Origin of the sequence: Pseudomonas sp. FSL R10-2189, assembly GCF_009600325.1 — a bacterium.
GTDB classification, from domain to species: Bacteria; Pseudomonadota; Gammaproteobacteria; order Pseudomonadales; family Pseudomonadaceae; genus Aquipseudomonas; species Aquipseudomonas helleri.
Genome location: NZ_WIVZ01000011.1, coordinates 71,418 through 94,515, shown reverse-complemented (window position 1 = coordinate 94,515; position 23,098 = coordinate 71,418). Strand labels below are relative to the sequence as shown.

The following is a 23,098-nucleotide window of genomic DNA, read 5'->3' as shown; positions in this document are numbered from 1 at the left end:
TCGGCCAGCGTGGTTTAATGGGGCCTTTTAGATCAAGATCAAAAGCAAGATCTAGATCAAAAGATCGCGAGACAAGCTCGCTCCTACAGAGATTTTTGATCTACTGCTGCCCCTCCCAACCGCCCCCCAACGCGGTTAATAACCCGACACTGGCTTGCAATTGCCGGGTACGCAGGGCTTGTACCTGGCGTTCGGCCTGTAATGCAGCGGTTTGCGCGGTCACTACATCCAGATAGCTCACGGCGCCCGCTTCATAGCTGTTAGTGGCCAGGGTCTGGGTGTGTTGCGCGGCATTGGCTGCGGCTTGTTCGTCGAGGTTTTCCTGTTGCAGGTCACGCAATTGCGCCAGGTTGTCTTCGACTTCGCGCACGGCGCGCAGCACTTGGCTGCGGTAATGCGCAGAGGCTTCTTCGAACTCGGCCTTGGCCTGGCGCTCCTGGGCATCGAGCCTGCCGCCGTCAAAAATCGGCAAGCTGACCAGCGGGCCCAGCGCCCAAAAGTGGTTGCCCGCCGCCAGCAGGTTGCCAGCGCCCTGATTCTGCCCGCCAAACAGGCCGGTCAGGCTAAAGTCCGGGTACCAGGCGGCCTTGGCCACGCCGATTTGCGCGTTGGCGGCAAATACCCGACGCTCAGCCGCAGCGATATCGGGGCGGCGTTGCAGCAGGGTGCTGGGCAGGGCTTGCGGTGGCTGCGGCAGGTTTAAGGTCTCGTTGCGCGCGGCCAGCTGGAACTGGCTGGCGGGCACGCCCACCAGTTCACCAATGGCATGCTCGGTCAGGTTGCGTTGACCGCGCACATCGTCCAGTTGCGCTTCGGCCTGAGCCAATTGGTTCTGTGCGCGGGTCAGGTCCATCTCCGAGGCAATTTGGCCTTGATAACGTGCCTTGGTCAGGTCCAGGGCCTGTCGGTAATCGTCCAGCGATTTGGACAGGATGCGGCTTTGCGCATCCAGGCCATCGAGCTGAACGTAAAGGCCGGTCAGTTGCTTCTGCAAGCTTAAGCGTGCCACCGCTAGGTCGTCGGCCGAGGCCTGAACCTGTGCATCACCGGCGGCGACCTGGTTGCGGATTTTGCCCCACAGGTCCAGGTCGAAGCTCAGCGCAAAGCCTGCGGTGTTGCTGTTGTACACCGATGGCTGGGTGCTGCCGCGCAACGGTCGGTTGTCCGATTGGCGCTGGCGCAAGGTTTGCTCGCTGGCGGTGATTTGCGGGAACAACCCGGCATGCAACTGGCTGGCATACGCCTGCGCCGAATCGAAGTGCGCGAGGGCCGCCGCAAGGTCCGGGTTGGCGTTGAGCAAGCGCTGTTGCAGGTCGTTCAAGCGCTCATCCTGATAAGCGCGCCACCACTGTGGCGACACGCTGTCACCCGGCTGCGCACTGTGCCACGGGCCATCGCTGGTCTGCTCGCGGTAGTGCTGCGGCAGGTCCAGCACCGGCGGTTTGTACGTCGGGGCCAATGAGCAGCCTTGCAGCGCGAGCGCCAGCAGCAAGGCGCTGCGTTTAAGTTTTGGCGACATGAGGGGCTCCCGCATCGGCAAGTTTGACCGAGTCGCCGTCACGCAAAGAATCAGGCGGGTTATCGATGACGGTGTCAGTGGGTTTCAGGCCCTGATCGATCACCAGTTTGTCGCCCAGGTCCATGCCGATATGAATGTCCTGCAAGTGCACGTGTTGCGCGGTGTCCAACACGGCCACCTGGGTGCCCTGGGCGCGGAAGATCAACGCACTGGCCGGAATGCTGACGCCATGGGTGTCTGCCGGAATCGACAAAACCGCTTCGGCGTAGTCGCCGGGCAGCAGGGCGTCGTTGGGGTTTTGCACCACGAACTGTGCGGTCAGGGTGCCGGAGCGCCGGTCAATCGAGGTCGAGTTGCCCACCAGCGTGGCGCTGAAGGTTTGCCCCGGATGCTCAGGCACATTGAGTTGCACCTGCATGTTGGGGCGAATCACGCTGGCGTAGTTTTGCGGCACCGGCACGTACAGACGCAGTTGATGGGTGTCGGCAATGTCGAACAGTTCCGGATCGCTGTCGGTGTCGGCCTTCACCAGTTGACCAATGTCGGTGTTGCGCGCAGTGATGGTCCCAGCAAAGGGCGCGCGGATGGTTTTGTAGTCTTCCAGCGAAGACAGCCGTGCGTAGTCCGCTTCGGCGGCCTGCGCGTTGGCTTTTGCGGCAGCGGCGTTGGACTGCTTCTCGTCGGCCTCCTGACGCGACACCGAATGGCTGTCCACCAGGTTTTGCCAGCGCGTCGCGGTGGTCGCGGCGAGCTTGGCATTGGATTGCTCTTGCAACATGTGCGCGTGAGCCTGTGCCAGTTGCTGGTCTAGATCGGGGCTGTCAATCACCGCCAACACCTGACCGGCCGTGACCTTGCTGCCGATGTCGCTGGTCCAGCTTTTCAGGTAACCGTTCACCCGGGCGTGAATCGGCGCCTTGCTCCAGGCTTCCAGGTGCGCGGGCAGGCGCAGGGTGTCGCCGTGGGCGTTTTGCAAAGGCTGGAACACGTTGACCACGGGCAGGGCGGCGGCTTCGGTCCAACCGACCACCGCCTGCTCATGCCGGCTGCGCGCGGCGAGGCCATTGGCGACCAGCAGCGCGGCCAGTGTCAGGCCGCCGATGCCCAGCAGCATCAGGCGCTTGCGCGAAGGTTTTTGATCAGACGACATGGGTAGTTTCTCCAGCAGCAGCGCGATTTTTTTCACGGCCGTGCACCAGGCTGAATACCACGGGCACGAACAGCAGAGTGGCGACGGTTGCCAGCATCAGACCACCGATCACGGCGCGTCCGAGCGGGGCGTTCTGTTCTTCCGAGATGGCCAGCGGCAGCATCCCGATCATCATCGCCAGGGCGGTCATGCACACCGGGCGGAAACGGGTGTAGCCCGCTTCAAGTGCAGCCTTGAGGGCATCGCCGTGAACGGCCAGGCGCTCTCGGCAGAAGCTCACCACCAGAATCGAGTTGGCGGTGGCCACCCCCATGCACAAGATCGCGCCGGTCAAGGCCGGGACCGACAGCGAGGTGCCGCTGAGGAACAGCATCCACACGATCCCGGCCAGGGCGGCGGGCAGGGCGGTGATGATCACAAACGGGTCAAGCCAGGACTGGAAGTTGACCACGATCAGCAGGTAGATCAGCACCACCGCACCGAGCAGGCCAAAACTCAGGCCGCTGAACGCCTCATGCAGTGCGTCGATCTGGCCGTGCAGGGAGATGATCGCGCCTTTGGGGCGCAGGTCCGACGCACCGTCGATGACCTTTTGCACATCCGCTGCCACCGAGCCCAGATCGCGGCCCTGAATGTTGGCGTACAGGTCCAGGGTGGGCTGGATGTTGTAGTGCGTGACCACGGCCGGGCTGTCCACTCGGCTGATGGTTGCCAGCCCGCCGAGAATCGCCGACTGGCCATTGCTGCCGGTCACCGGCAAGGCTTCCAGCGTCGGCAGGCTGTCGAGGCGATACTGCGGCGTGGCGGCTACCACGCCATAAGACACACCGTTTTGCGGGTTGAGCCAGAACGTTGGTGCCACCTGCGAGCTGCCGGCCAGCGAGGCCACCATACTGTTGGTCACGTCGCGCTCGGTAATCCCCAGGCCATTGGCCCGCAGACGGTCGACCTTGACTTGCAGTGACGGGTAACCCACGGACTGCTGGATGCGCAGGTCGGCAATGCCCGGTACATGTTGCAGGCGCCGTTGCAGTTCCAGGGCGTAGGCCCGGTTGGCCGCGTCGTCACGCCCGGAAATCTTCACGTCCAGCGGCGCCGGGGCACCGAAGTTGAGGATCTGGCTGCTGATGTCGGCGGGCATGAAGGCGAACTGGCTGCCGGGGAAGCTCTCGGGCAGGGCTTCGCGCAAGCGTTTGACATACTCGGCGGTCGGGCCGTGATTGGCTTTGAGGGTGACCTGGATATCGCCATCCTGCGGGCCAATGGTGCCGCTGCTGCTATACGCCATGTCGATACCGCTCAACGGGATGCCGATGTTATCGATGATGGTGTCCAGTTGGTCGGCCGGGATGATCTCGCGAATGCGCGATTCGATATGGTCAAACGCCGCTGCGCTTTCCTCGATCCGCGTCCCCAATGGCAAGCGCACGTGCAAGGCCAGCGCCCCGGCATCGGTTGCCGGGAAAAAGTCCTGGCCCAGGGTCGGGAGCAAGACAAAGGACGCCAGCACACAGGCCATGAAGCCGAGCAAAAAGCGTTTGCGATTGGCCAGCGCCAGTTCCAGCACGCCGTAGTACGCATCGCGCACGGCCGAGAAGCGCCGTTCAAAACCTTGCTGGAAGTTCAGCAACGCACGCACTGGCGCCGAGTGTGTCCGGGTCGGCTGATCGCCCTCGTGATGGTTGATGTAGCCGTCTTCCGGGTGATGCCCGGGGCCTTGCTCAGGGTTGTGTGGCTTGAGCAGGAACATCGCCAGGGTCGGCACCAGGGTCCGCGAGAGGATGAACGAGCTGCCCATCGCGAAAATCACCGAGAGTGCCATGGGGCGGAACAGGTAACCGGCAATCCCCTGCAACATGAACATCGGCACAAACACGATGCAGATACACAGCAGCGAGACAAACGCCGGGCCAACGATCTGTTTGGCACCATCGAGAATCGCCTTGCGCACCGTCTTGCCTTGCTCAAGGTGCCAGTTGATGTTCTCGATGGTCACCGTCGCATCGTCGACCAATATCCCCACCGCCAGCGCCAGCCCCCCGAGCGTCATCACGTTCAGGGTTTGCCCGGTGGCGGCCAACAGAGCAATCGCCGAGAGCACAGCCAAGGGGATCGACACGGCAATGATCAGGGTCGAACGCCAGCTGCCAAGGAACAGCAGAATCATGGCGCTGGTGAGCAGGGCGGCAATGATCCCTTCCTGCGCCACGCTGCCTACTGACTGTTTAACGAACACCGAAGCGTCGCCCAGCAAGGAAGTTTTCAGCGAGGGCGGTAAGGTTTCATTGATGCGCGGCAGCATCCCGCGAATCCCGTCGACAATCGACAGGGTCGAGATATTGCCGTTCTTCAGTGCGGGCATAAGCACGGCGCGATGGCCGTCGACTCGCACGATGTTGGTCTGTGGCGGCGAACCATCCCGCACGTGGGCCACTTGACCAATGGTGATCAGCGCACCGTCAACGGTCTTGATGGGCAAGTCGTTGAGCTCATCAATCGCCGTGGGGCTGTTGTTCAGCATCACGGTGTATTCGTAAGTGCCGAGCTTGGCCGTGCCCACCGGAATGATCTGGTTCTGCGCGGCCAGCGCGTTGCCCACGTCTTGCGCCGACAGGCCTTTGGCCGCAAGGGCCTGCGGGTCGAGGTCAAGGGTGATCTGGCGCTGCTTGCCGCCCATGGGCGTGGGCATGGCCAGGCCGGGCAGGGCGCTCAGGGGCAAGCGAATGTTGTTCTGTACCAGGTCGCGAATTTTCGCTTCCGAGAGCGTCGGGCTGGAAAACGCCAGTTGCAGGATCGGCACCGTCGACGCGCTGTAGTTAAGAATCAGCGGCGGGGTGATGCCAGGCGGCATCTGCTTGAGCACGGTTTGTGACACGGCGGTCACTTGCGCGTTGGCCGTGCGGATATCGACGCCTGGCTGGAAGAAGATCTTCACAATGCCCATGCCGGGTAAAGATTGAGACTCGATGTGTTCGATATCGTTAACGGTGGTACTCAGTGAGCGTTCGTAGGTGTAAATAACTCGACCTGCCATGTCGGCAGGCGCCAGCCCTGTGTATTGCCACACCACGGCAACCACGGGAATACCGATGTCAGGGAACACATCCGTCGGGGTGCGCAAAGCCGCGAGAGGCCCGATGATGCAGATAAAAATCGCCAACACGATAAACGTGTAGGGCTTGTGCAGTGCGGTCTTTACCAGCCCGAGCATGCCTGAACCTCCAAAGGAGTGAAAATTGCAAACACGGGCAGTCTTACCGTCACACCTTAACTTTCAGCTTTCACCAACATGAAGGTTGCGTTAGTAAAGTCCTTAAACTCCCTTCACCTAGATTCATTGGGCTAGAGCGGTTTACGGGGCCAAGCTTGGAACCACTCGACGGGTTGACTCTCGGCCAGTCGCACTCTTTGGTTCCCTGTGTGAGGCATACCGTAATGAACCTTAAACCACTGCTGCTTATCCCGACCCTGAGCTTGGCCCTGCTATTGACAGCCTGTGCCGGCCCCATGCCAAAGCAAGATCCGGGTGAAGCCTGGATTGGTCTGCAGGAAGAAGGTAACAGCGACCTGATGGCCGAGCGCGTAGACGGCAAGAACATCAATGATGGCCGCTACTTTGAAGTCACCCCGGGCGCCCACAAACTGGACGTGACCTTGTATGAAGGCGCTACAGGTGATGAAAACGAGGTGGATTGCCAAGGCAATGTCAACTACCAGAACTTCAAGGCGGGCGAGCGCTACAAGCTGGTTGAGTCGAGCCTTGGTACTCACGTAAGCGCCACCCTAGTGGACGCAAGCGGTAAAGAAGTGGCCCACACCGCCGACTTCAACTGCATGCCGGGCTAATCCCCCACCCCCCCCCGCGGGTGCGGAACCATGTGGGAGCGGGCTTGCTCGCGATAGAATCGACGCGCTTGAAGATTGAAACGCGTTGTTCTAATCGCGAGCAAGCCCGCTCCCACAGTTGGTTTTAAGGGGGCTTTAAAAAGAACGAACGATCTTGCCCAAGGTTTCCATGGCCTTTTCAGTGGTCTCATCCCACGGGCTGCCGTAGTTCAGGCGGATGCAGTTTCTAAAGCGCTGGGTCGCCGAGAAGATCGGCCCCGGCGCAATGCTGATGCCTTGAGCCAGGGCCATCTGGAACAGCTTGAGCGAGTCCATCTGCTCAGGCAGTTCAAGCCACAAAAAGTACCCGCCCGCCGGTTTGCTGACCCGGGTCTGCGCCGGGAAATACCGCGCAATCGCTGCCAGCATCGCGCTTTGCTGGTCTTCCAGAGCATCGCGCAGGCGCCGCAGGTGACGGTCGTAGCCGCCGTGCTGCAAGTAATCGGCAATCGCCGCTTGGGCGGGCATCGACGGGCACAGCGAGGTCATCAGTTTCAGCCGCTCTACCTTCTGCGCAAAACGCCCGGCAGCCACCCAGCCAACCCGATAACCCGGCGCCAGGCTTTTCGCGAACGAACCGCAATGCATCACCAGCCCTTCGGTATCAAAGGCTTTGGCCGGTTTCGGCGCGTGCTGGCCGAAGTACAGCTCGGCGTACACATCGTCTTCAATCAGCGGCACTTGATGCTCGCGCAACAGCTCGACCAGCGCCTGCTTTTTGGCTTCGGGCATGGTCGCGCCAATCGGGTTTTGAAAACTGGTCATGCTCCACACGGCCTTGATGGTGTGCCGTTCAAGGGTATGGGCGAGTGCGTCGAGGTCCATGCCGTCACGCGGGTGCACGGGGATTTCCACGGCCTTGAGCTTGAGCCGCTCCAGCACTTGCAGGCAGGCGTAAAAGGCCGGGGCTTCAATGGCCACCAGGTCGCCGGGTTCGGTCACCGCTTGCAGGCACAGGTTCAAGGCTTCCAGCGCGCCGTTGGTGATCAGCAACTCCTCCATGGGCAGCATCAGGCCGCCGACCATATAACGCAGAGCGATCTGGCGACGTAATTGCGGGTTGCCGGGTGACATGTCGGTGACCACCATGCGCGGGTCCATTTCGCGGCTGGCGGTGGCCATGGAGCGGGCCAGGCGTTGCAGCGGAAACAACATCGGGCTGGGGAAGGCCGAGCCGAACGGCACGGTGTGCGGGTCTTTGATGGAGTCCAGCACCGAGAACACCAAATCACTCACATCGACCTGGGTGGACTCGGTGGGGTGGCTGCTGACTTCCGGCTCGGAAAACGGGCTGGGCGCATGGGTGTTGACGAAATACCCCGAACGCGGCTTGGCGCGAATCAGGCCACGGCGTTCGAGCAGGTAATAGGCCTGGAATACCGTAGACGGACTCACGCCGTAGGTCTGGCTGGCATAGCGCACCGAGGGCACGCGCTGGCCGGGGCCGAGCACCCCGGAACGGATCAGTTCAGCAATATCGTCAGCAAATTTTTCGTAGCGTTTCATGAACTAAAGCTCAGCTAATCCTGTGGGAGCGGGCTTGCTCGCGATGTTAACGACGCGGTTTGCCGGTATGGCCGGTCGATGCTATCGCGAGCAAGCCCGCTCCCACAGGAGAATGTGTGATTTAACGATTTATCGGTGCAACAAACCGGCTTTGGGCCACGCTGCGCACGCCGGGGTCTGCGGTGTCGGTGACCACAAACTCAAGGGTCTGGGAGCTGCTTTTCGGTGGTTCGGCCAATAACGCGACAGACACGGGCACTTCAGCAATCTCACCGGGGGCCAGGGTCAGCTCGGTTTTGCCGTTTAACTGGAAGTCATCGCCCTGTTGCAGCGCCACCCGGTAGTGCTGTGGCTGCTGGGTTTTGTTGATGATCTTGAGGCTGTAAATGTTCTCGATCTGGCCCAGGCTGTTTTCGCGAAACAGGCCCCGGTCCTTGATCACGTCCAGTGACACCATCGAACGTTGGTTCAAGGCAATGATCAGCGCGCCGATCATGACCACCAGAACCGCAGCGTAGCCAATCAGCCGGGGCCGCAGCAGGTGGGTTTTGCCGCCCTGCAATTCATGTTCAGAGGTGTAACGCACCAGGCCACGGGCATAGCCCATTTTGTCCATCACCGAATCGCAGGCATCGACACAGGCGGCGCAGCCAATGCACTCCATCTGCAAGCCGTCGCGGATATCGATCCCGGTCGGGCACACTTGCACGCACATTGTGCAATCAATGCAGTCGCCGAGCCCGGCCTGTGCCGGTTCAACCCCGCGTTTGCGCGGGCCACGGCTCTCGCCACGGCTGGCGTCATAGGCAATCGCCAGGGTGTCTTTGTCAAACATCACGCTCTGAAAACGTGCATACGGGCACATGTGCATGCACACCGCTTCACGCAGCCAGCCGGCGCTGAGGTAAGTGACACCGCTAAAAAACACCACCCAGAACAAACTGATGCCGGCTATTTCCAGGGTCAGCAACTCGGTGGCCAGCGGCCGGATGGGGGTGAAATAGCCGACGAAAGTCAGCGCGGTCATCACACTGATCGCCAGCCACAGTGCGTGTTTAGCCGTGCGCCGGGCAATCTTGTTGATGCGCCAGGGCGCGGCCTGCAGTTTGATGCGTTGGTTTCGGTCACCTTCAGTGACTTTTTCACACCACATAAACAGCCAGGTCCAGATGCTTTGCGGGCAGGTGTAGCCGCACCACACCCGGCCTGCAAACACCGTGATCGCAAACAGGCCAAAGGCCGCGATGATCAACAGCGCTGATAGCAAGATGAAATCCTGCGGCCAGAACGTCGCGCCGAAAATATGGAACTTGCTCTCGGACAAGTCCCAAAGCACCGCCTGACGGCCATCCCAATGCAACCAGACCGTGCCGAAAAACAGTAAAAACAAAAAGCCGCTGCCCGCGATTCGAATCGAACGGAACAGCCCGATAAAACTGCGGGTGTGGATCTGTGCGTCGGCAGGCTTGTTTTTTCTCGGTGCAGCGCGGCCAGGCGACGCTGCAACAGGTTCAAGTCTCTGCACGGGAATGTGTCTGCTCATGGTCTTTCGCTCATCAGCCTCCATCAGGCCAAGGCACTATCCCCCGCCAACTGTTTGCATAACAGGCTCAGCTGGTTGATTAAAAAGCAGATCAGAAAGATTTTTTGGCAAGCTGCGACACTCTACCGCAGCGGGGCCAGGTCCCGAGTTACGTGACATGTACGGGCATGGCGCCGGGCAGATGAACTGATCTTGATCACGTGCATTGAAGCCACCGATCAACGGCATGGACTTCAGGCTCCGCCCAATGGTTTGAACTTTAACCCTGGCGTTGCGCTCGTAACCCTGCACGCAGTATGGGTATAAGAGTTGCAAGTGTTTTGCCATGACACCGCTGGCGCGAGGTGTTATCCAACGCAAGTCGAGCGCCGGGCGATACAGATACGCCAACCACGACTAGGCTAGGAACTGACTGCGAGTTGTAGGTACAGCTCAGGGGATGGTTCAGCGGCATGCAGCGTCATGCGAAACCTTTAGCGTACGGAGAGCAGCATGAGTTCGAGTGGGCAGTCAGGTGGGGGTAAGGACGCGCTGTTACCCGCGATTGTGGACATTCAAGCACTGGTCCGGGCCGAGCATCCGGACCCGTTTTCAGTCTTGGGCCCGCATGCGGATGGCAAAGGCGGTCAGTTTATTCGGGCGTTTCTGCCTGGGGCGGTGAGTGTTCAGGTGCTGGCGCGCGAGGGTCAAGCGCTGCTGGGCAGACTTGAGCAGGCTCAAACGCCGGGCTTGTTTGTGGGGCATTTTGCGCAGGCGCAGGCGTATCTGTTGCAAGTCGATTGGGGCGATGTTCAGCAAATCAGTGAAGATCCCTACAGTTTTGGCCCGTTGCTGGGTGAGATGGATCTGTATTTGTTCGCAGAAGGCAATCATCGTGATTTGAGCCATTGCCTGGGGGCGCAACTGACCCACGTTGACGGTGTGCCAGGCGTGCGTTTCGCGGTGTGGGCGCCGAATGCGCGGCGGGTGTCGGTGGTCGGTGATTTCAACGGCTGGGACGGACGCCGTCACCCGATGCGCTTGCGCCATCCGAGCGGGGTATGGGAACTGTTTGTGCCGCGTTTGCTGGCCGGTGAAGCGTACAAATACGAAATACTGGGGGCCGAGGGCATCCTGCCGTTAAAGGCCGATCCCATGGCGCTGCAGACCCAACTGCCGCCGCTCACCGCGTCCATCGTGGCGGCGCCCTTGAACATTGACTGGCAGGACGCTGACTGGATGCACGCCCGTGCCCGGCATCAGCGTACCGACGCCGCCTTGTCTATTTATGAGCTGCACGTGGGCTCGTGGCAGTGTGAAGTCGATGACGTGGGGGATGTGTCGCGTCAGTACGGCTGGCGAGAGTTGGCCGAGCGCTTGATCCCTTACGTACAGCAGTTGGGTTTTACCCACATCGAACTGATGCCGATCATGGAACACCCGTTTGGCGGGTCGTGGGGCTATCAGCCGCTGTCGCAGTTCGCCCCCAGCGCTCGGTACGGCTCCCCAGAGGCCTTTGGCGCTTTTGTGAATGCCTGCCACGTAGCCGGGATCGGGGTGATTCTGGATTGGGTGCCCGCGCACTTCCCCAATGACACCCACGGCCTGGCGCAGTTTGACGGCACCGCGTTGTATGAATATGCCGACCCCCGTGAAGGTTTTCATCAAGACTGGAACACCTTGATCTACAACCTGGGCCGCACTGAAGTGCACGGTTTTATGCTGGCTTCGGCCTTGCACTGGCTCAAGCATTATCACGTTGACGGTTTGCGGGTCGATGCGGTGGCCTCGATGCTGTACCGCGACTATTCGCGCAAGGCTGGCGAGTGGGTGCCGAATATTCACGGCGGCCGGGAAAACCTCGAAGCGATCGACTTTTTGCGGCACCTTAACGACGTGGTCGCGCTGGAAGTCCCCGGCGCGCTGGTCATTGCCGAAGAGTCAACCGCGTGGCCCGGCGTTACCCAAGGGACCGAGCAGGGCGGCCTGGGCTTCTCGTACAAATGGAACATGGGCTGGATGCATGACTCGCTGCATTACATCCAGCAAGACCCGGTGTACCGCGCCCACCACCACAACGAGTTGAGCTTTGGCCTGGTGTACGCCTGGCACGAGCATTTCATCCTGCCGATTTCCCACGACGAAGTGGTACACGGCAAACATTCACTGATCGACAAAATGCCCGGAGACCGCTGGCAAAAGTTCGCCAACCTGCGGGCTTACTTGAGCTTTATGTGGGCGCATCCGGGCAAGAAGCTGCTGTTTATGGGCTGCGAGTTCGGCCAGTGGCGCGAGTGGAACCATGATGAGCAACTGGACTGGTACTTGCTGCAATACCCTGAACACCGGGGTGTGCAGAAACTGGTCAGTGACCTTAACCAGCTCTACCGCGAAGAGCCGGCGCTGCATGAGCAGGACGACGTGCCGCAAGGGTTTCAATGGTTGATTGGTGACGATGCGACCAACAGCGTCTACGCTTGGTTGCGCTGGAGCAAAGCCGGCAAGCCGGTGCTGGTCGTCGCCAACTTCACCCCCGTACCCCGTGAAGCCTACCGCGTGGGCGTGCCCGAGGCCGGGATCTGGCACGAGATCATCAACAGCGACGCCGGGGTCTATTCCGGGTCCAACTACGGCAATGGCGGCGGTGTGAACACAGACCCGCAACCGAGCCACGGCCAGGAAGTGTCACTGGCCCTGAACCTGCCGCCGTTGGGGGTGTTGATACTGCGGGCTGAGTAAAAACTCGCGTTGCCCTCTGTAGGAGCGAGCTCGCCTCGCGATCTTTTGATTGTTAAAAGATCGCGAGGGTGGGCCCCGGTTTATAAATGCACTTCAACCGCCAGCGGCAAATGGTCCGACAGGTGCGTCCAGGGCTTGTTGCCCAGAATGATGGGTTTATGCCCGGTGGCATTGCGCAGGTAAATCCGGTCAAGCCTTAACAAAGGCCAGCGCGCCGGGTAGGTCTTGGCCAATTGGCCGTGATGGCGTTCAAACACTTCATGCAGGTCATCACGCTGCGAGAGGGCGGCATTGCCTTGCAGCTTCCAGTCATTGAAATCTCCGGCAATGATCACCGGCTCATGGGGCGGCAAGGACTTGAGCAGTTGGTGAAGCAATACGATTTGTAGCTGACGATGGCTTTCGAGCAAGCTCAAATGCACGCAGATCGCATGCACGTTTTCATGCCCCGGTACGTCCAGCACACAATGCAGCAAGCCGCGCCGCTCAGGGCCGGTGATTGAAACGTCGAGGTTGCGCGACGATTTGATCGGGTATTTGGACAGCAGTGCATTGCCGTGATGCCCGTTCGGGTACACCGCATTGCGGCCGTAGGCAAAATCAGTCCACATGCTGTCGGCGAGGAATTCGTATTGCGAGGTTTTCGGCCACTCTTCATAGCGCGAGGCATGTTTCTCATGCTCACCGAGCACTTCTTGCAAAAACACCAGGTCGGCCGACGTGCTGCGCACCGCTTCACGCAGCTCTGGCAGGATGAAGCGGCGGTTGAACGCGGTAAAGCCCTTGTGGGTGTTGACGGTCAGTACTTTGATTCGGTGCACGGCAGGTTCGGGTACTGAGGCTATGGGCGCCCGAGTGTTGCCGACTACATCAATGGTCATGGTCGCTCCTGTCCTTTTAGGCGGCATGCCGCATGTCAATCACAGGGTTATAGCTTAAGGAATGGGGACGTGACTGATGTTTATCAAGCTTTGCGTGATTAGCCACGCACGTGTCTGGCACGGGCGTGGCTGACGGTTTCAAGACGGCTTGGCGTGTTGCAGTTCCAGCAGCACCAGTGAGCGGCCGGTCACGCTGTAGGGCGTGTTGAACGCCAGGGCAGGCGAGGTTTTGAGTTCAGGGTCGGTGGTGTCGAGCTTGCACACCCAACTGCCGCCATGGTCGACTTCGGGCAAGTTGAAGTCCAGTGTGTCGTGGCCCGCATTAACGATGATCAGCAAGGTGGCATCGGCCCCGGATTTCTGTACGCCGGAGATTTGTGTACGGCCATCAAGCAGCATGCCCAGGCAACGGTTTTGCGGGTCTTCCCAGTCTTGGGTGGTCATCTCGCTGCCTTCTGGGGTGAGCCAGGTGACGTCCTTGACCTCGGGTTGTTCGCTGCTATGACCCACCAGAAACACCCCGCGGCGCAAGATCGGGTAGTGCAGGCGCAGCTTGATCAGGCGTTTGACAAAGGCCAGCAGCGTTTTGGCGGGCTCGTCCAGTTCCCAGTTGACCCAGCCGATTTCGCTGTCCTGGCAATACGCATTGTTGTTGCCGTGCTGGGTGCGGGCGAACTCGTCACCCGCCACCAGCATGGGCGTGCCCTGGGCCAGTAACAAGGTGGCCATGAAGTTGCGCATCTGGCGCTGGCGCAGCGCGTTGATTTCGGGGTCGTCGGTGGGGCCTTCGACACCGTGGTTCCATGACAGGTTGTTATTGCTGCCGTCCTGGTTGTTTTCGTCGTTGGCTTCGTTGTGCTTGTCGTTGTACGACACCAGATCGTTAAGGGTGAAGCCGTCGTGGGCGGTAATAAAATTGACGGACGTATAAGGGCGACGTCCGCGTCGGTTGAACAGGTCGGCAGAGGCGGTCATGCGCCCGGCAAACTCGGCCAGTTGCCCTTCGTCGCCTTTCCAGAACGCCCGCACATTGTCGCGAAAGCGGTCATTCCACTCAGCCCAGCCCGGCGGGAAGCCGCCGACCTGATAGCCTCCGGGGCCGCAGTCCCAAGGCTCGGCAATCAGCTTGACCTGACGCAGCAGCGGGTCCTGGCGGCAGGCCACCAGAAAGCTGTGGCGCTCATCAAAACCATCGTGATAACGGCCCAGAATGGTCGCCAGATCGAACCGGAAGCCATCGACGTGCATCTCGCCGGCCCAGTAGCGCAGCGAGTCGGTGACCATCTGCAAGACGCACGGGTGGCTCAGGTCGAGGGTGTTGCCGGTGCCCGAATCGTTGATGTAGAAGCGCTTGTCATCGGGCATCAGCCGGTAATAAGAGGCGTTGTCGATGCCGCGCATGGACAGGGTCGGGCCTTGTTCATTGCCCTCGGCGGTGTGGTTGTAAACCACGTCCAGAATCACTTCCAGCCCGGCTTCATGCAGGTGCGCGACCATTTCCTTGAACTCGGCAATTTTGCCGCTGGCCAAGTAGCGCGGGTCGGGCGCGAAAAAGCTCAGGGTGTTGTAGCCCCAGTAGTTGGTCATGCCTTTTTGCAGCAGGTGCTGATCATTGACGAAACCGTGGATCGGCAGCAGCTCGACACTGGTCACGCCCAGGTTGCGAATATGTTTGATCACCTCATCGACCATCAGCCCGGCAAAGGTCCCGCGCACCGCCTCGGGCACCGCCGGGTGGCGCATGCTGATACCGCGCACATGGGTTTCGTAGAAGATCGTGCGCTCCCACGGCACGCTGATGCGGTGGTCATGGCCCCAGGTGTGGGCCGGGTCGATGACTTTGCACTTGGGCACAAAAGGGGCGCTGTCGCGCTCGTCAAAACTCAGGTCGGCATCCGGGTGGCCGATGGTGTAGCCAAACAGCGCCTCGGACCATTTGAGTTCACCCACCAATTGCTTGGCATACGGGTCGATGAGCAATTTATGGTGGTTGAAACGGTGGCCGTTTTCGGGGTCGTACGGGCCGTACACGCGATAGCCGTAGACCTGCCCCGGGTGCGCATCGGGCAGGTAGCCATGGAAGGTTTCGTCGGTGTATTCCGGCAGTTCGATGCGTTCCAGTTCGACTTCACCCGCAGCGTCGAACAGACACAGTTCAACCTTGGTGGCGTTGGCGGAAAACAGCGCGAAATTGACCCCCAGTCCATCCCAAGTTGCCCCCAGCGGGAAGGGCAGGCCTTCTCGAATGCGTGAGGGCTGCGGTGCTGCTGACGTGCTCGTGCTCATGGTCGCTCCTTGATAAGTGCCGGTGCTCAGGCGTTTCTCAACGCCGTGCATACTCCATCGCGTTCACAGCCGATGGCTTCAAGACCCCGCAGGTTTGCGTGGCGCCCGCGGTTTTTTCTCGGCAGGGGGTTTGGGCTTGGCAGGCGCTTTGGGTTTGGCCGCTTTCGGCGCCGGTTTAGTCGGTGCCAACGCTTCGGCCTGGGCCAGCTTGCGGGCCATTTCCCAGTGCCGATCATGCTGGCCGTCAGGCCTGCCTTCGGACTCCCAGATCTGGTAGGCAAACTCACGGATACGCTTATCGTCGTGACTCATGGCAATGGCTCCTCGGGTTATCGGTCTCGTTCATGGGCCTGCAAACGTGCGCAGGCGAGTAACTCGAAGCGCCGCGTTGCATCCAGGGTGTCCAGCAGGGTGTTGCAATCTGCCGGCAAGCGGCGGCACCAGTTGGGGTGGCCGCTGACGGTGCCGGGCAGGTTGGCCTGTTCTTCCAGGCCCAATGCATCTTCAATAGGCAGCAGTACCAGCGGCGCGCGGGTGTGGCCGAGAAAACGGATGCTCGCGTCCAGCGTGGGGGCGTTGCCCAGGGTTTCTTCCTGAAAATTCTGCGGGTCCTGACGCAATGCGCGGTCCAGCCCTTCGCATTCACGTTGGCGGTTGCGCCGCCAGTCATTGGCGGTGACCGGATCGATCAGGTTAAGGCGCTCGTTCCAGTCAATGTCACGGCCTTGCAGCCAGCCGTTGAGCGTTGGCAGGTCATGGGTGCTGGTGGTGGCGAGGGCGTCATCCGGCCAGGCCAGGATGGGCTTGAAGTGCGCGCCGTAGTCCTGCTCGAACAACAACACACGCATGCCGAGAATGGCCCGTTCGCTGAGCTTTTCACGCAGGCCTTCAGGGACCGTACCCAAGTCTTCACCCAAGACGATGGCCTGATGGCGCACCGACTCAAGGGCGACCAGACGCAGCAGGTCATCCACCGGGTAGTACAAATAAGCGCCTTGGTCAGGCGAGGCGCCCAGCGGGATGACCCACAAGCGTTGCAGCCCCAGCACATGGTCGATGCGCAAGCCACCGGCATGGGCAAAGTTGGCGCGCAGCATTTCGATAAAGGCGCGGAAGCCGCTGCGTTTCAGGCCCTCGGGGGAGAAAGCCGAGATGCCCCAGCCTTGCCCCGCGCGGTTGAGCAAGTCGGGTGGGGCGCCCACCGTCAATTGCGCCAGCAGTTCGTCCTGACGGCACCAGGCCTGGCTCCCTGCACCGTCGGCGCCCACCGCCAGGTCGGCGATCAAACCGATGGCCATGCCGCTGGCCCGCGCCGTGGCTTGCGCGCGGTCGAGGGTTTGCGCGATCAGCCACTGGCAGAACGCGTAGTAGGTGATGAGGTGCTGGTGCTCTTCAGCAAAGCGCAGCAGGGCCGGGCTGTCCGGGTTGCGTAGCTGCTCGGGCCAGTCGCGCCAGTCGAGGCTGCGTTGCTCGGCGGCGCTGACCGCTTGCAAGGCCTCGAAGCGGCAGTGGTTCTCCAGTGCTTCGCCGCCGACGTCGCGAAAGCGCTGGAAATCACTGAGCAGTGGCGAGTCTTCGTTGATGAAGTCTTCGTAGAGCTGGCGCAGCAACGTTTGCTTGGCGTGGGTCGCCGCAGGCCAGTCGATCAGCGGCAACTGCTCAAGGCGCTCAAATTCGTCTTTTAGCCCTGTGGTTTCAATCGCCCGGTCTACGGCATCGCCGCCCAGAATACTTGCGGGTGTCGCGTACAGGCAGTTAAGAAACAGACGGCTGGAGGGCGAATACGGGCTGTAGTGTTTCGGCGCGCTGCTGAACATGGCATGCAGCGGGCTGATGGCCAGTGCGTCTGCACCCCGTTCGCCAGCGGCCTGGAGCAGCACTTCAAGCGCCCGGGTATCGCCGAAACCGCCATCACCGGCGCGGCGCAATGAATACAGCTGCACGCTCAAGCCCCAGGTTCTGGGCGTTGACTGTTGCAGGGCATCGGCGATGCTGAAGCATTTGGCCGGTGCCACGGCCAGGGTAAAGAGCTGTTCCTCGACCTGCACCCGGTGATAACCGACAGGAATCATGCCCGGCAGCATGGCATCGGCGTCCAGCTGGATGGGCAGGGAGCCGCCGTTTTCCAGGTACACCGTGCAATGGCTGTGGGCGTGGAAATACCGCGACAGGTCCAGCGCCTTGCCCACGTCAGCGGTGAGCAAGGGCGGTAAGCGTTTGTTTTGTTGCTCCAACTGCAAGTTGAGCAAGCTGGTTTCAATGGCCTCAGGGCTGTCGGCTGGCAGCCCCAAACCGGCCAGAATGGCTTCCAGCACCGGTTGCGTAACCCTTTGCGGTTGGCCGTTGGCATCAATCCAGTCAACGGCCAGTCCGGCTCGGCCGGCGAGTATTTCCAATTGCGCTTCGCTCATTGGCGGGCTCCCTTGAAGGCTGGCGAGTGGCTATCGAACGTCGTGCAAATCAGGGTGTTGCGGTGCTAAAACTTGCTGGTACGCACCATGGACTGCGCCACCAGGCGTTCATAAAGCTCGGCGTAGGGCTCCACGGCGTTGCACCAATTGAACGGCGCCGCCATTGCACGGCAACGCATGGCGTTCATCAGCTCGGGGAAGGCAAAGACCTTGAAGGCGCGGGTCAGGGCCTCGGTGTAGCTTTCGACGGTGGACTCATCGAATAAAAAGCCGGTGACGCCATTTTCAATGGTGTCGGCCAAACCGCCGGTGTTGCGCGCCACCGGCAGCGAACCAAAGCGTTGCGCGTACATCTGGCTCAGGCCGCAAGGCTCATAGCGCGAGGGCATCAATAAAAAGTCACTGCCGGCGAACATGCGTCGGGCGTCGGCCTCGTTGAAGCCGATGCGTACGCCGATTTGCCCTGGAAAGCGCAGCCCCAGTTCACGCATGGCCTGTTCTTCTTCGGGCTCGCCGCGACCAATGATGCAGATCTGCCCGCCCGAGGCGACGATGAAATCGGCTACTGCTTCCGTCAGGTCCAGGCCCTTTTGATAGACCAGCCGCGACACCACGGCGAACAAAGGCCCGGCAGACGGTTGCAGGCCAAACAAGTCGCGCACGTAAGCGGTATTGACCGCCCGGCCTTCCCAGTCACCGATGCTGAACGGCGCGACCAGGTGCGGATCGGTCGAGGCTTCCCACGTGTCATCGATGCCGTTGGGGATGCCGCTGAGCAAACCTTGCTGGGTCTTGCTGGCCAAAAAGCCATCCAGCCCGCAGCCAAAGGCCGGGGTAGTGATTTCCTGAGCATAGGTCGCGCTGACAGTGGTGATGTGGCTGGCATACGCCATGCCTGCCTTGAGATACGACAGCTTGCCGTAAAACTCCATGCCGTCCTGTTGCAGGGCATGGGGGGGAATGCCCAATTCCGGGCAGCACGCGCGGCTGAATACACCCTGGTAGGCCAGGTTATGAATGGTAAACAGCGTGGGCGTGCGTTGGCCGCGCCAGTGCATATAAGCCGGGGCCAGGCCGGCTGGCCAATCGTGGGCGTGCACCAAATCGGGCTGCCAGTGGATCTGCGCCAGGTTGGCGGCGATATCAGCGGCGGCCAGGCCCAGGCGGGCAAACCGAATATGGTTGTCGGGCCAGTCGCGGCCATTATTGGCGCCGTAGGGCGTGCCCTCGCGCTCGTACAGTTCCGGGCAAATCAGCACATAAATGACCAAGCCGTCTGCGAGGTCCATGCGCCCGATTTTGCACGCAGGCAGCGCGGCATGGCCGCCGAGTTCGCCGATGATGTGGATCGGGTTATCGCTGTGCAGCACTTGCCGATAGCCGGGGATCAACACCCGCACATCGTGCAAATGGCGCATGGCCCGGGGCAGGGCGGCTGAGACATCGCCAAGGCCACCGGTTTTGACCAGGTCTGCCAGTTCGGAGGTCACGAACAGGACTTTCTTTTTATTGGGGTTGGTATTCACCACTGGCGGTACAGCCCTACCCGCAGGTGCCAACCCGGAGAGCGTGATCGAAGACGCCGCTGGCGGATTTAGCCGTTCGTCTTGATGTGGAGCAGCAGCACTGATCATGACTCTCTCCCGTTGTACTTATTTGAGCTGCTATCGGCCTTGGGGCCAGTCAGCCTCCACGTTCAAATTGATAAAGGTCACCTTGGCCAAAGGCGCAGAAGGTGAAAAAAGTGCTGCAAGGAATGCACCAAGCAGGCAGCCCTGTATCAGGTTGACCTGTCAGAGGGGTAGAAGGTTCGCTTTGTTTAAAACGACGTCGCGTGTCGTATACACGACAGCGATGAGTGTAGGAGAGATGCCGCAAGGGGCTAGGCGAGATTGCAAGAATATTGGGTAATGAGGAATTTTCAGACAAACAGCAGGAGCGAGCTTTAGAGCTCAAAACCCCGCGCTCGCTCCTGCTGGCTCATGCGGGGGTTACGGGTATTCGGCAACCACTTCGTCGCGGCCGTCGTTGCGCAAGCCAATCACCTGGAATGCGTCTTTGCGATCGCCCATTTCCATGCCTGGCGAGCCCATGGGCATGCCCGGAACCGCAATACCTTTCAAATCATGACGCTTGCTCAGGGCAATCACCTGTTCGGCCGGCACGTGACCTTCAACGAATTTACCGTTGATCACCCCGGTGTGGCACGAAGCCAGCCGCGGTTGTACACCGAGCGCTTGTTTGACGCGGCTCATGTCGTCTTCAACGTGGTCATTGACCTTGATGCCATTGGCCTGCAGGTGCGAGATCCAGGCCTTGCAACAACCGCAGTTGGCATCGCGGTGTACGTCCATGGTCAGTTGTTCAGCAGCGTTGGCGAATGACGTAATAAAGAGTGTAGAGAGCGCAAAAATACGTAACGGGTTCTTCATTGATGACCTCTTGATGAAATAATTCAGCCTGGACTGCGCGGCCTGTCAGGCAACTGATGTTCAGATGACAGTTTTGTCAGGTGCCGACACTTTAGGCACAAACACGCTGATGTAACATGCCCACTCACTTTTCTGACGTGAACTGCTTATGGCTCTTGCTGCCCCGCCTGATTTGTCTGATCCCGCCGTGCCGGTACAGCCGCTGGCGCGCACTTACCCGCGTGGCTTGTACATTGAGCCGCATCAGCATGAATGGGGCCAGTTGTTGTATGCCATGAGCGGCGTGATGTGGGTCGATACCCCGGATGAAGCCTTGGCTGTGCCGCCGCAACGGGCGGTCTGGCTGCCACCGGGCGTGCCCCACGGGATTCGCGTGGTGTCGGATTTACAGATGCGCAATCTATATTTGCCCCAGGCCACAGCGAGCACGCTCGACAGTAGCGTGCAAGTGCTTGAAGTCGGGCGGCTGTTGCGCGAGTTGATCATCAATCTGGTGGATCAGCCCGATGCGCCACCGGCCTACACCGACGCGTTGCTCAATCTGACCTTGCTTGAGCTGCAGCGCGCCCGGCGCACGCTGCTCAAGGTGCCGATGCCTGACGCTGCGGATCGGCGGCTGCTCAATCTGTGTCAATCGGTGATGGCCAATCCGACGCTGGACATCGCCTTTGAACAACATGCCGACCATGCCGGGGCCAGCGTGCGTACTTTGGCGCGGTTGTTTCAGATGGAGTTGGGCATGGGCTTTGCGCAATGGCGGCGCCAAGTGCAGTTGGCCACGGCGGCGGCGGAGCTGATCCAGGGCGTGTCGGTGAGCCAGATCGCCCGTTCGCTGGGGTATTCACCGAGCAGCTTCAGTGACATGTTCCGCCGCGAGTTGGGTGTTACGCCGTCTTTATATGGGCAGGGCCAACTGCCAGACGCTTGAATCTGACCGACAGGCAGAAGGGTTTGGCCGACGCTCGGTGTTTGCCGGTCATAGACTCATGGCCATCTCAATGACCCGGAGGCTAGAACATGAAAGCGCTGCAATTTTCCAAAACCGGTGATCTGGCCGCCTTGCAGGTGGTCGACGTGCCCACCCCGACGCCAACTGCTGACCAGGTACTGGTGCAGGTCAAGGCCGCCGGTTTGAACCCTAGCGATGTCAAGAATGTGCTGGGGCGTTTCCCTTACACCACCTTGCCGAGGATTCCGGGGCGCGATTTTGCCGGTGTCGTCGTTGAGGGGCCCAAAGCCTTAATAGGGCAGAAGGTCTGGGGCACCGGCAAGGACCTGGGGTTTAACCGTGACGGTTCCCACGCTGAGTATTTGACCCTGCCCGCCAGTGGCGTCGCGCACCAACCTGAGACATTGAGCTTTGTACAGGCCGCCAGCATGGGCGTGCCTTACACCACGGCCTGGGATGCCTTGCAGCGCAGTGGCGTAGTGGCCGGTACGCGTTTGCTGGTGATTGGCGCCAATGGCGCGGTGGGCTCGGCCACCTTGGGCCTGGCAAACGTACTGGGTGCGCAGGTGTTGGCTGCCGTGCGTCGCCCTGAGCAGGCGCGTGTGCTGCGCGAGCAGGGTTATGACGTGATCCTGCTCACGCAGCCCGAAGCGTTGGCGGGTGAGGTCAATGCGGTGTTTGCAGGGGGCGCCGACGTGATTTTTGACACCACTGGGCACTGGTTGCCGGCAGCGGTGCCAGCGCTGGCGGTGTTTGGTCGGCTGGCCATTATTGCCGCGCCGCTGGACGGGCACGTGCAATTACCGGCGCTGGCGCTGTACCGCAAAGGCGGCTCACTGATTGGCGTCAACAGCCTGCTGTACAGCAGCACCGAGTGCGCACGCATGCTTAACCAATTTGGCCAGTATTTCGATGAGGGATTACTGCCCGCGCCCCGCGACCTTGAACAAGCCCCGCTGGTGCAAGGGCTGGCCAGCTACGCTGAAGTCAATGCCGGGGCGAGCACCAAAGTGGTGCTGATTCCATAAATAATCAACCTGTAGGAGCGAGCTTGCCTCGCGATCTTTTAAAGATCAAAAGATCGCGAGGCAAGCTCGCTCCTACAAGGTTTACGGCTGGGTCTGGCCCAATCGCAAGCTGGCGCGGATCCCCTGGACTTCAGGCTCGTTTGCTTTGTATCCGTCAGCCGGGCCCGCGTAGGAGAGGGCGTAAGCGCTTTGGCCCTGAGTCGCTGCGACCAGGGTCTGGGTGATCACGTGGTTGCCGTTTTGGGTGATTTTGCAGGTGGTTTCCAGCGCTTTCAGACCGCCCAAGGTGCTGGCGTGGATTTTGTTACAGGCGCTCTGATAACCCCCTTGCGCGAAGTTCTTCTGCAAGGTCTTGCGCATTTCCAGCAACACAGCCTCCATGTTCACCTGGTGCTCAGGCGCGAGGGTCGAGTGGGTCAGTTCCATGACCATCTGCGGGTCACCATTGGCGTCGTTTTTCACCGCCCGCTGGCGCTGAGCAGTGCTGTCGGCCTCGGCCGGCACGGCTTGCACGTCCCAGCCCCCCGGCCAGGTAATCATCAAACTGTCGGCGTTGGCCGCAGGCAGCGACAGGGCCAGCAGCAGTCCGGCAAATGCGGTGTAACGGTGACAAACAGTCATGGGCAACAGGCCTTGAGCGCAGGTTTTGAAAGGCGATAGTGTATCAATAGGTGTCAAAGTCTTGCTTTAGTGTGATCAATCATTTTCACCATTCCTCAGCTAAACCTTTGCTTCTTATGTCTAATCCCGGACAATCGCGGCCCTCTTATGGCTGGGGCGCGGTCAGTAA

At 60.5% G+C, this 23,098-nt stretch carries 16 protein-coding genes; 4 read left to right on the top strand and 12 right to left on the bottom strand.

What is annotated here, in order from left to right:
• Positions 1–100 precede the first annotated feature (100 nt).
• The 3 genes from GHO32_RS10880 to GHO32_RS10870 are packed head-to-tail and all read right to left on the bottom strand — an operon-like array spanning position 101 to position 5,880.
• Positions 101–1,519: an efflux transporter outer membrane subunit gene (locus GHO32_RS10880; protein WP_153335159.1), complete on the bottom strand. Its 1,419-nt coding sequence runs from the start codon at positions 1,517–1,519 to the stop codon at positions 101–103.
• Positions 1,503–2,669 carry an efflux RND transporter periplasmic adaptor subunit gene (locus GHO32_RS10875; RefSeq protein ID WP_153335160.1) on the bottom strand — a complete coding sequence of 389 codons (1,167 nt, stop codon included), beginning with the start codon at positions 2,667–2,669 and terminating at the stop codon, positions 1,503–1,505. Before GHO32_RS10875 ends, GHO32_RS10880 begins: the two co-directional genes overlap by 17 nt.
• Complete coding sequence (locus GHO32_RS10870) at positions 2,659–5,880, bottom strand: efflux RND transporter permease subunit (protein WP_153335161.1); 3,222 nt, start codon at positions 5,878–5,880, stop codon at positions 2,659–2,661. Before GHO32_RS10870 ends, GHO32_RS10875 begins: the two co-directional genes overlap by 11 nt.
• A gap of 224 nt (positions 5,881–6,104) precedes the next feature.
• Between GHO32_RS10870 and GHO32_RS10865 the strand changes: the two genes are divergently transcribed.
• Entirely contained in the window at positions 6,105–6,515 is a 411-nt protein-coding gene (locus GHO32_RS10865) for a hypothetical protein (RefSeq protein WP_048368958.1), read from the top strand.
• Positions 6,516–6,650: 135 nt separating this feature from the next.
• On the opposite strand, the gene mapR is transcribed toward GHO32_RS10865, so the two are convergent.
• Complete coding sequence (gene mapR / locus GHO32_RS10860; protein ID WP_153335162.1) at positions 6,651–8,060, bottom strand: GntR family transcriptional regulator MpaR; 1,410 nt, start codon at positions 8,058–8,060, stop codon at positions 6,651–6,653.
• 121 nt (positions 8,061–8,181) lie between these two features.
• Positions 8,182–9,603, bottom strand: a complete 1,422-nt coding sequence (ccoG, locus tag GHO32_RS10855) for a cytochrome c oxidase accessory protein CcoG (RefSeq protein WP_153335163.1) — start codon at positions 9,601–9,603, stop codon at positions 8,182–8,184.
• A gap of 492 nt (positions 9,604–10,095) precedes the next feature.
• Here ccoG and glgB point away from each other — a divergent pair, with 492 nt between their 5' ends.
• A complete protein-coding gene (gene glgB / locus GHO32_RS10850) occupies positions 10,096–12,321 on the top strand; it encodes a 1,4-alpha-glucan branching protein GlgB (RefSeq protein ID WP_153335164.1) in 2,226 nt (741 codons plus the stop codon).
• An 80-nt stretch (positions 12,322–12,401) separates the two neighbouring features.
• Here glgB and GHO32_RS10845 read toward each other — a convergent pair whose 3' ends face one another.
• The 6 genes from GHO32_RS10845 to GHO32_RS10820 all read right to left on the bottom strand — a co-directional run bounded on the left by GHO32_RS10845 (position 12,402) and on the right by GHO32_RS10820 (position 20,331).
• A complete protein-coding gene (locus GHO32_RS10845; protein ID WP_153335165.1) occupies positions 12,402–13,202 on the bottom strand; it encodes an endonuclease/exonuclease/phosphatase family protein in 801 nt (266 codons plus the stop codon).
• A 138-nt stretch (positions 13,203–13,340) separates the two neighbouring features.
• Positions 13,341–15,488 (bottom strand): glycogen debranching protein GlgX, encoded by a 2,148-nt coding sequence (glgX, locus tag GHO32_RS10840; protein WP_153335166.1) that lies wholly within the window; start codon positions 15,486–15,488, stop codon positions 13,341–13,343.
• A gap of 78 nt (positions 15,489–15,566) precedes the next feature.
• The gene (locus GHO32_RS10835; protein WP_048368964.1) at positions 15,567–15,800 is read right to left on the bottom strand and encodes a DUF2934 domain-containing protein; all 234 of its coding nucleotides are present in this window, start codon (positions 15,798–15,800) and stop codon (positions 15,567–15,569) included.
• A gap of 17 nt (positions 15,801–15,817) precedes the next feature.
• Positions 15,818–17,899: a 4-alpha-glucanotransferase gene (malQ, locus tag GHO32_RS10830; RefSeq protein ID WP_153338173.1), complete on the bottom strand. Its 2,082-nt coding sequence runs from the start codon at positions 17,897–17,899 to the stop codon at positions 15,818–15,820.
• A 65-nt stretch (positions 17,900–17,964) separates the two neighbouring features.
• Positions 17,965–19,533 carry a glycogen synthase GlgA gene (gene glgA / locus GHO32_RS10825; RefSeq protein WP_153334763.1) on the bottom strand — a complete coding sequence of 523 codons (1,569 nt, stop codon included), beginning with the start codon at positions 19,531–19,533 and terminating at the stop codon, positions 17,965–17,967.
• A gap of 357 nt (positions 19,534–19,890) precedes the next feature.
• A complete protein-coding gene (locus GHO32_RS10820; RefSeq protein ID WP_153334764.1) occupies positions 19,891–20,331 on the bottom strand; it encodes a DUF411 domain-containing protein in 441 nt (146 codons plus the stop codon).
• 148 nt (positions 20,332–20,479) lie between these two features.
• On the opposite strand from GHO32_RS10820, the gene GHO32_RS10815 reads away from it, so the two are divergent.
• Positions 20,480–21,259, top strand: coding sequence for a helix-turn-helix transcriptional regulator (locus tag GHO32_RS10815; protein WP_153334765.1), 780 nt, complete (start codon positions 20,480–20,482; stop codon positions 21,257–21,259).
• A gap of 89 nt (positions 21,260–21,348) precedes the next feature.
• Positions 21,349–22,308 carry a zinc-binding alcohol dehydrogenase family protein gene (locus GHO32_RS10810; RefSeq protein ID WP_153334766.1) on the top strand — a complete coding sequence of 320 codons (960 nt, stop codon included), beginning with the start codon at positions 21,349–21,351 and terminating at the stop codon, positions 22,306–22,308.
• Positions 22,309–22,389: 81 nt separating this feature from the next.
• Here the strand turns inward: GHO32_RS10810 and GHO32_RS10805 are convergent, their stop codons facing one another.
• Positions 22,390–22,929, bottom strand: a complete 540-nt coding sequence (locus GHO32_RS10805; RefSeq protein WP_153334767.1) for a DUF4946 domain-containing protein — start codon at positions 22,927–22,929, stop codon at positions 22,390–22,392.
• Positions 22,930–23,098 lie beyond the last annotated feature (169 nt).

Bases quoted from the DNA above. Each gene is read 5' to 3' on its own strand.
- GHO32_RS10880 (WP_153335159.1), bottom strand. From the start codon at position 1,519: ATGTCGCCAAAACTTAAACGCAGCGCCTTGCTGCTGGCGCTCGCGCTG.
- GHO32_RS10875 (WP_153335160.1), bottom strand. From the start codon at position 2,669: ATGTCGTCTGATCAAAAACCTTCGCGCAAGCGCCTGATGCTGCTGGGC.
- GHO32_RS10870 (WP_153335161.1), bottom strand. From the start codon at position 5,880: ATGCTCGGGCTGGTAAAGACCGCACTGCACAAGCCCTACACGTTTATC.
- GHO32_RS10865 (WP_048368958.1), top strand. From the start codon at position 6,105: ATGAACCTTAAACCACTGCTGCTTATCCCGACCCTGAGCTTGGCCCTG.
- mapR (WP_153335162.1), bottom strand. From the start codon at position 8,060: ATGAAACGCTACGAAAAATTTGCTGACGATATTGCTGAACTGATCCGT.
- ccoG (WP_153335163.1), bottom strand. From the start codon at position 9,603: ATGAGCAGACACATTCCCGTGCAGAGACTTGAACCTGTTGCAGCGTCG.
- glgB (WP_153335164.1), top strand. From the start codon at position 10,096: ATGAGTTCGAGTGGGCAGTCAGGTGGGGGTAAGGACGCGCTGTTACCC.
- GHO32_RS10845 (WP_153335165.1), bottom strand. From the start codon at position 13,202: ATGACCATTGATGTAGTCGGCAACACTCGGGCGCCCATAGCCTCAGTA.
- glgX (WP_153335166.1), bottom strand. From the start codon at position 15,488: ATGAGCACGAGCACGTCAGCAGCACCGCAGCCCTCACGCATTCGAGAA.
- GHO32_RS10835 (WP_048368964.1), bottom strand. From the start codon at position 15,800: ATGAGTCACGACGATAAGCGTATCCGTGAGTTTGCCTACCAGATCTGG.
- malQ (WP_153338173.1), bottom strand. From the start codon at position 17,899: ATGAGCGAAGCGCAATTGGAAATACTCGCCGGCCGAGCCGGACTGGCC.
- glgA (WP_153334763.1), bottom strand. From the start codon at position 19,533: ATGATCAGTGCTGCTGCTCCACATCAAGACGAACGGCTAAATCCGCCA.
- GHO32_RS10820 (WP_153334764.1), bottom strand. From the start codon at position 20,331: ATGAAGAACCCGTTACGTATTTTTGCGCTCTCTACACTCTTTATTACG.
- GHO32_RS10815 (WP_153334765.1), top strand. From the start codon at position 20,480: ATGGCTCTTGCTGCCCCGCCTGATTTGTCTGATCCCGCCGTGCCGGTA.
- GHO32_RS10810 (WP_153334766.1), top strand. From the start codon at position 21,349: ATGAAAGCGCTGCAATTTTCCAAAACCGGTGATCTGGCCGCCTTGCAG.
- GHO32_RS10805 (WP_153334767.1), bottom strand. From the start codon at position 22,929: ATGACTGTTTGTCACCGTTACACCGCATTTGCCGGACTGCTGCTGGCC.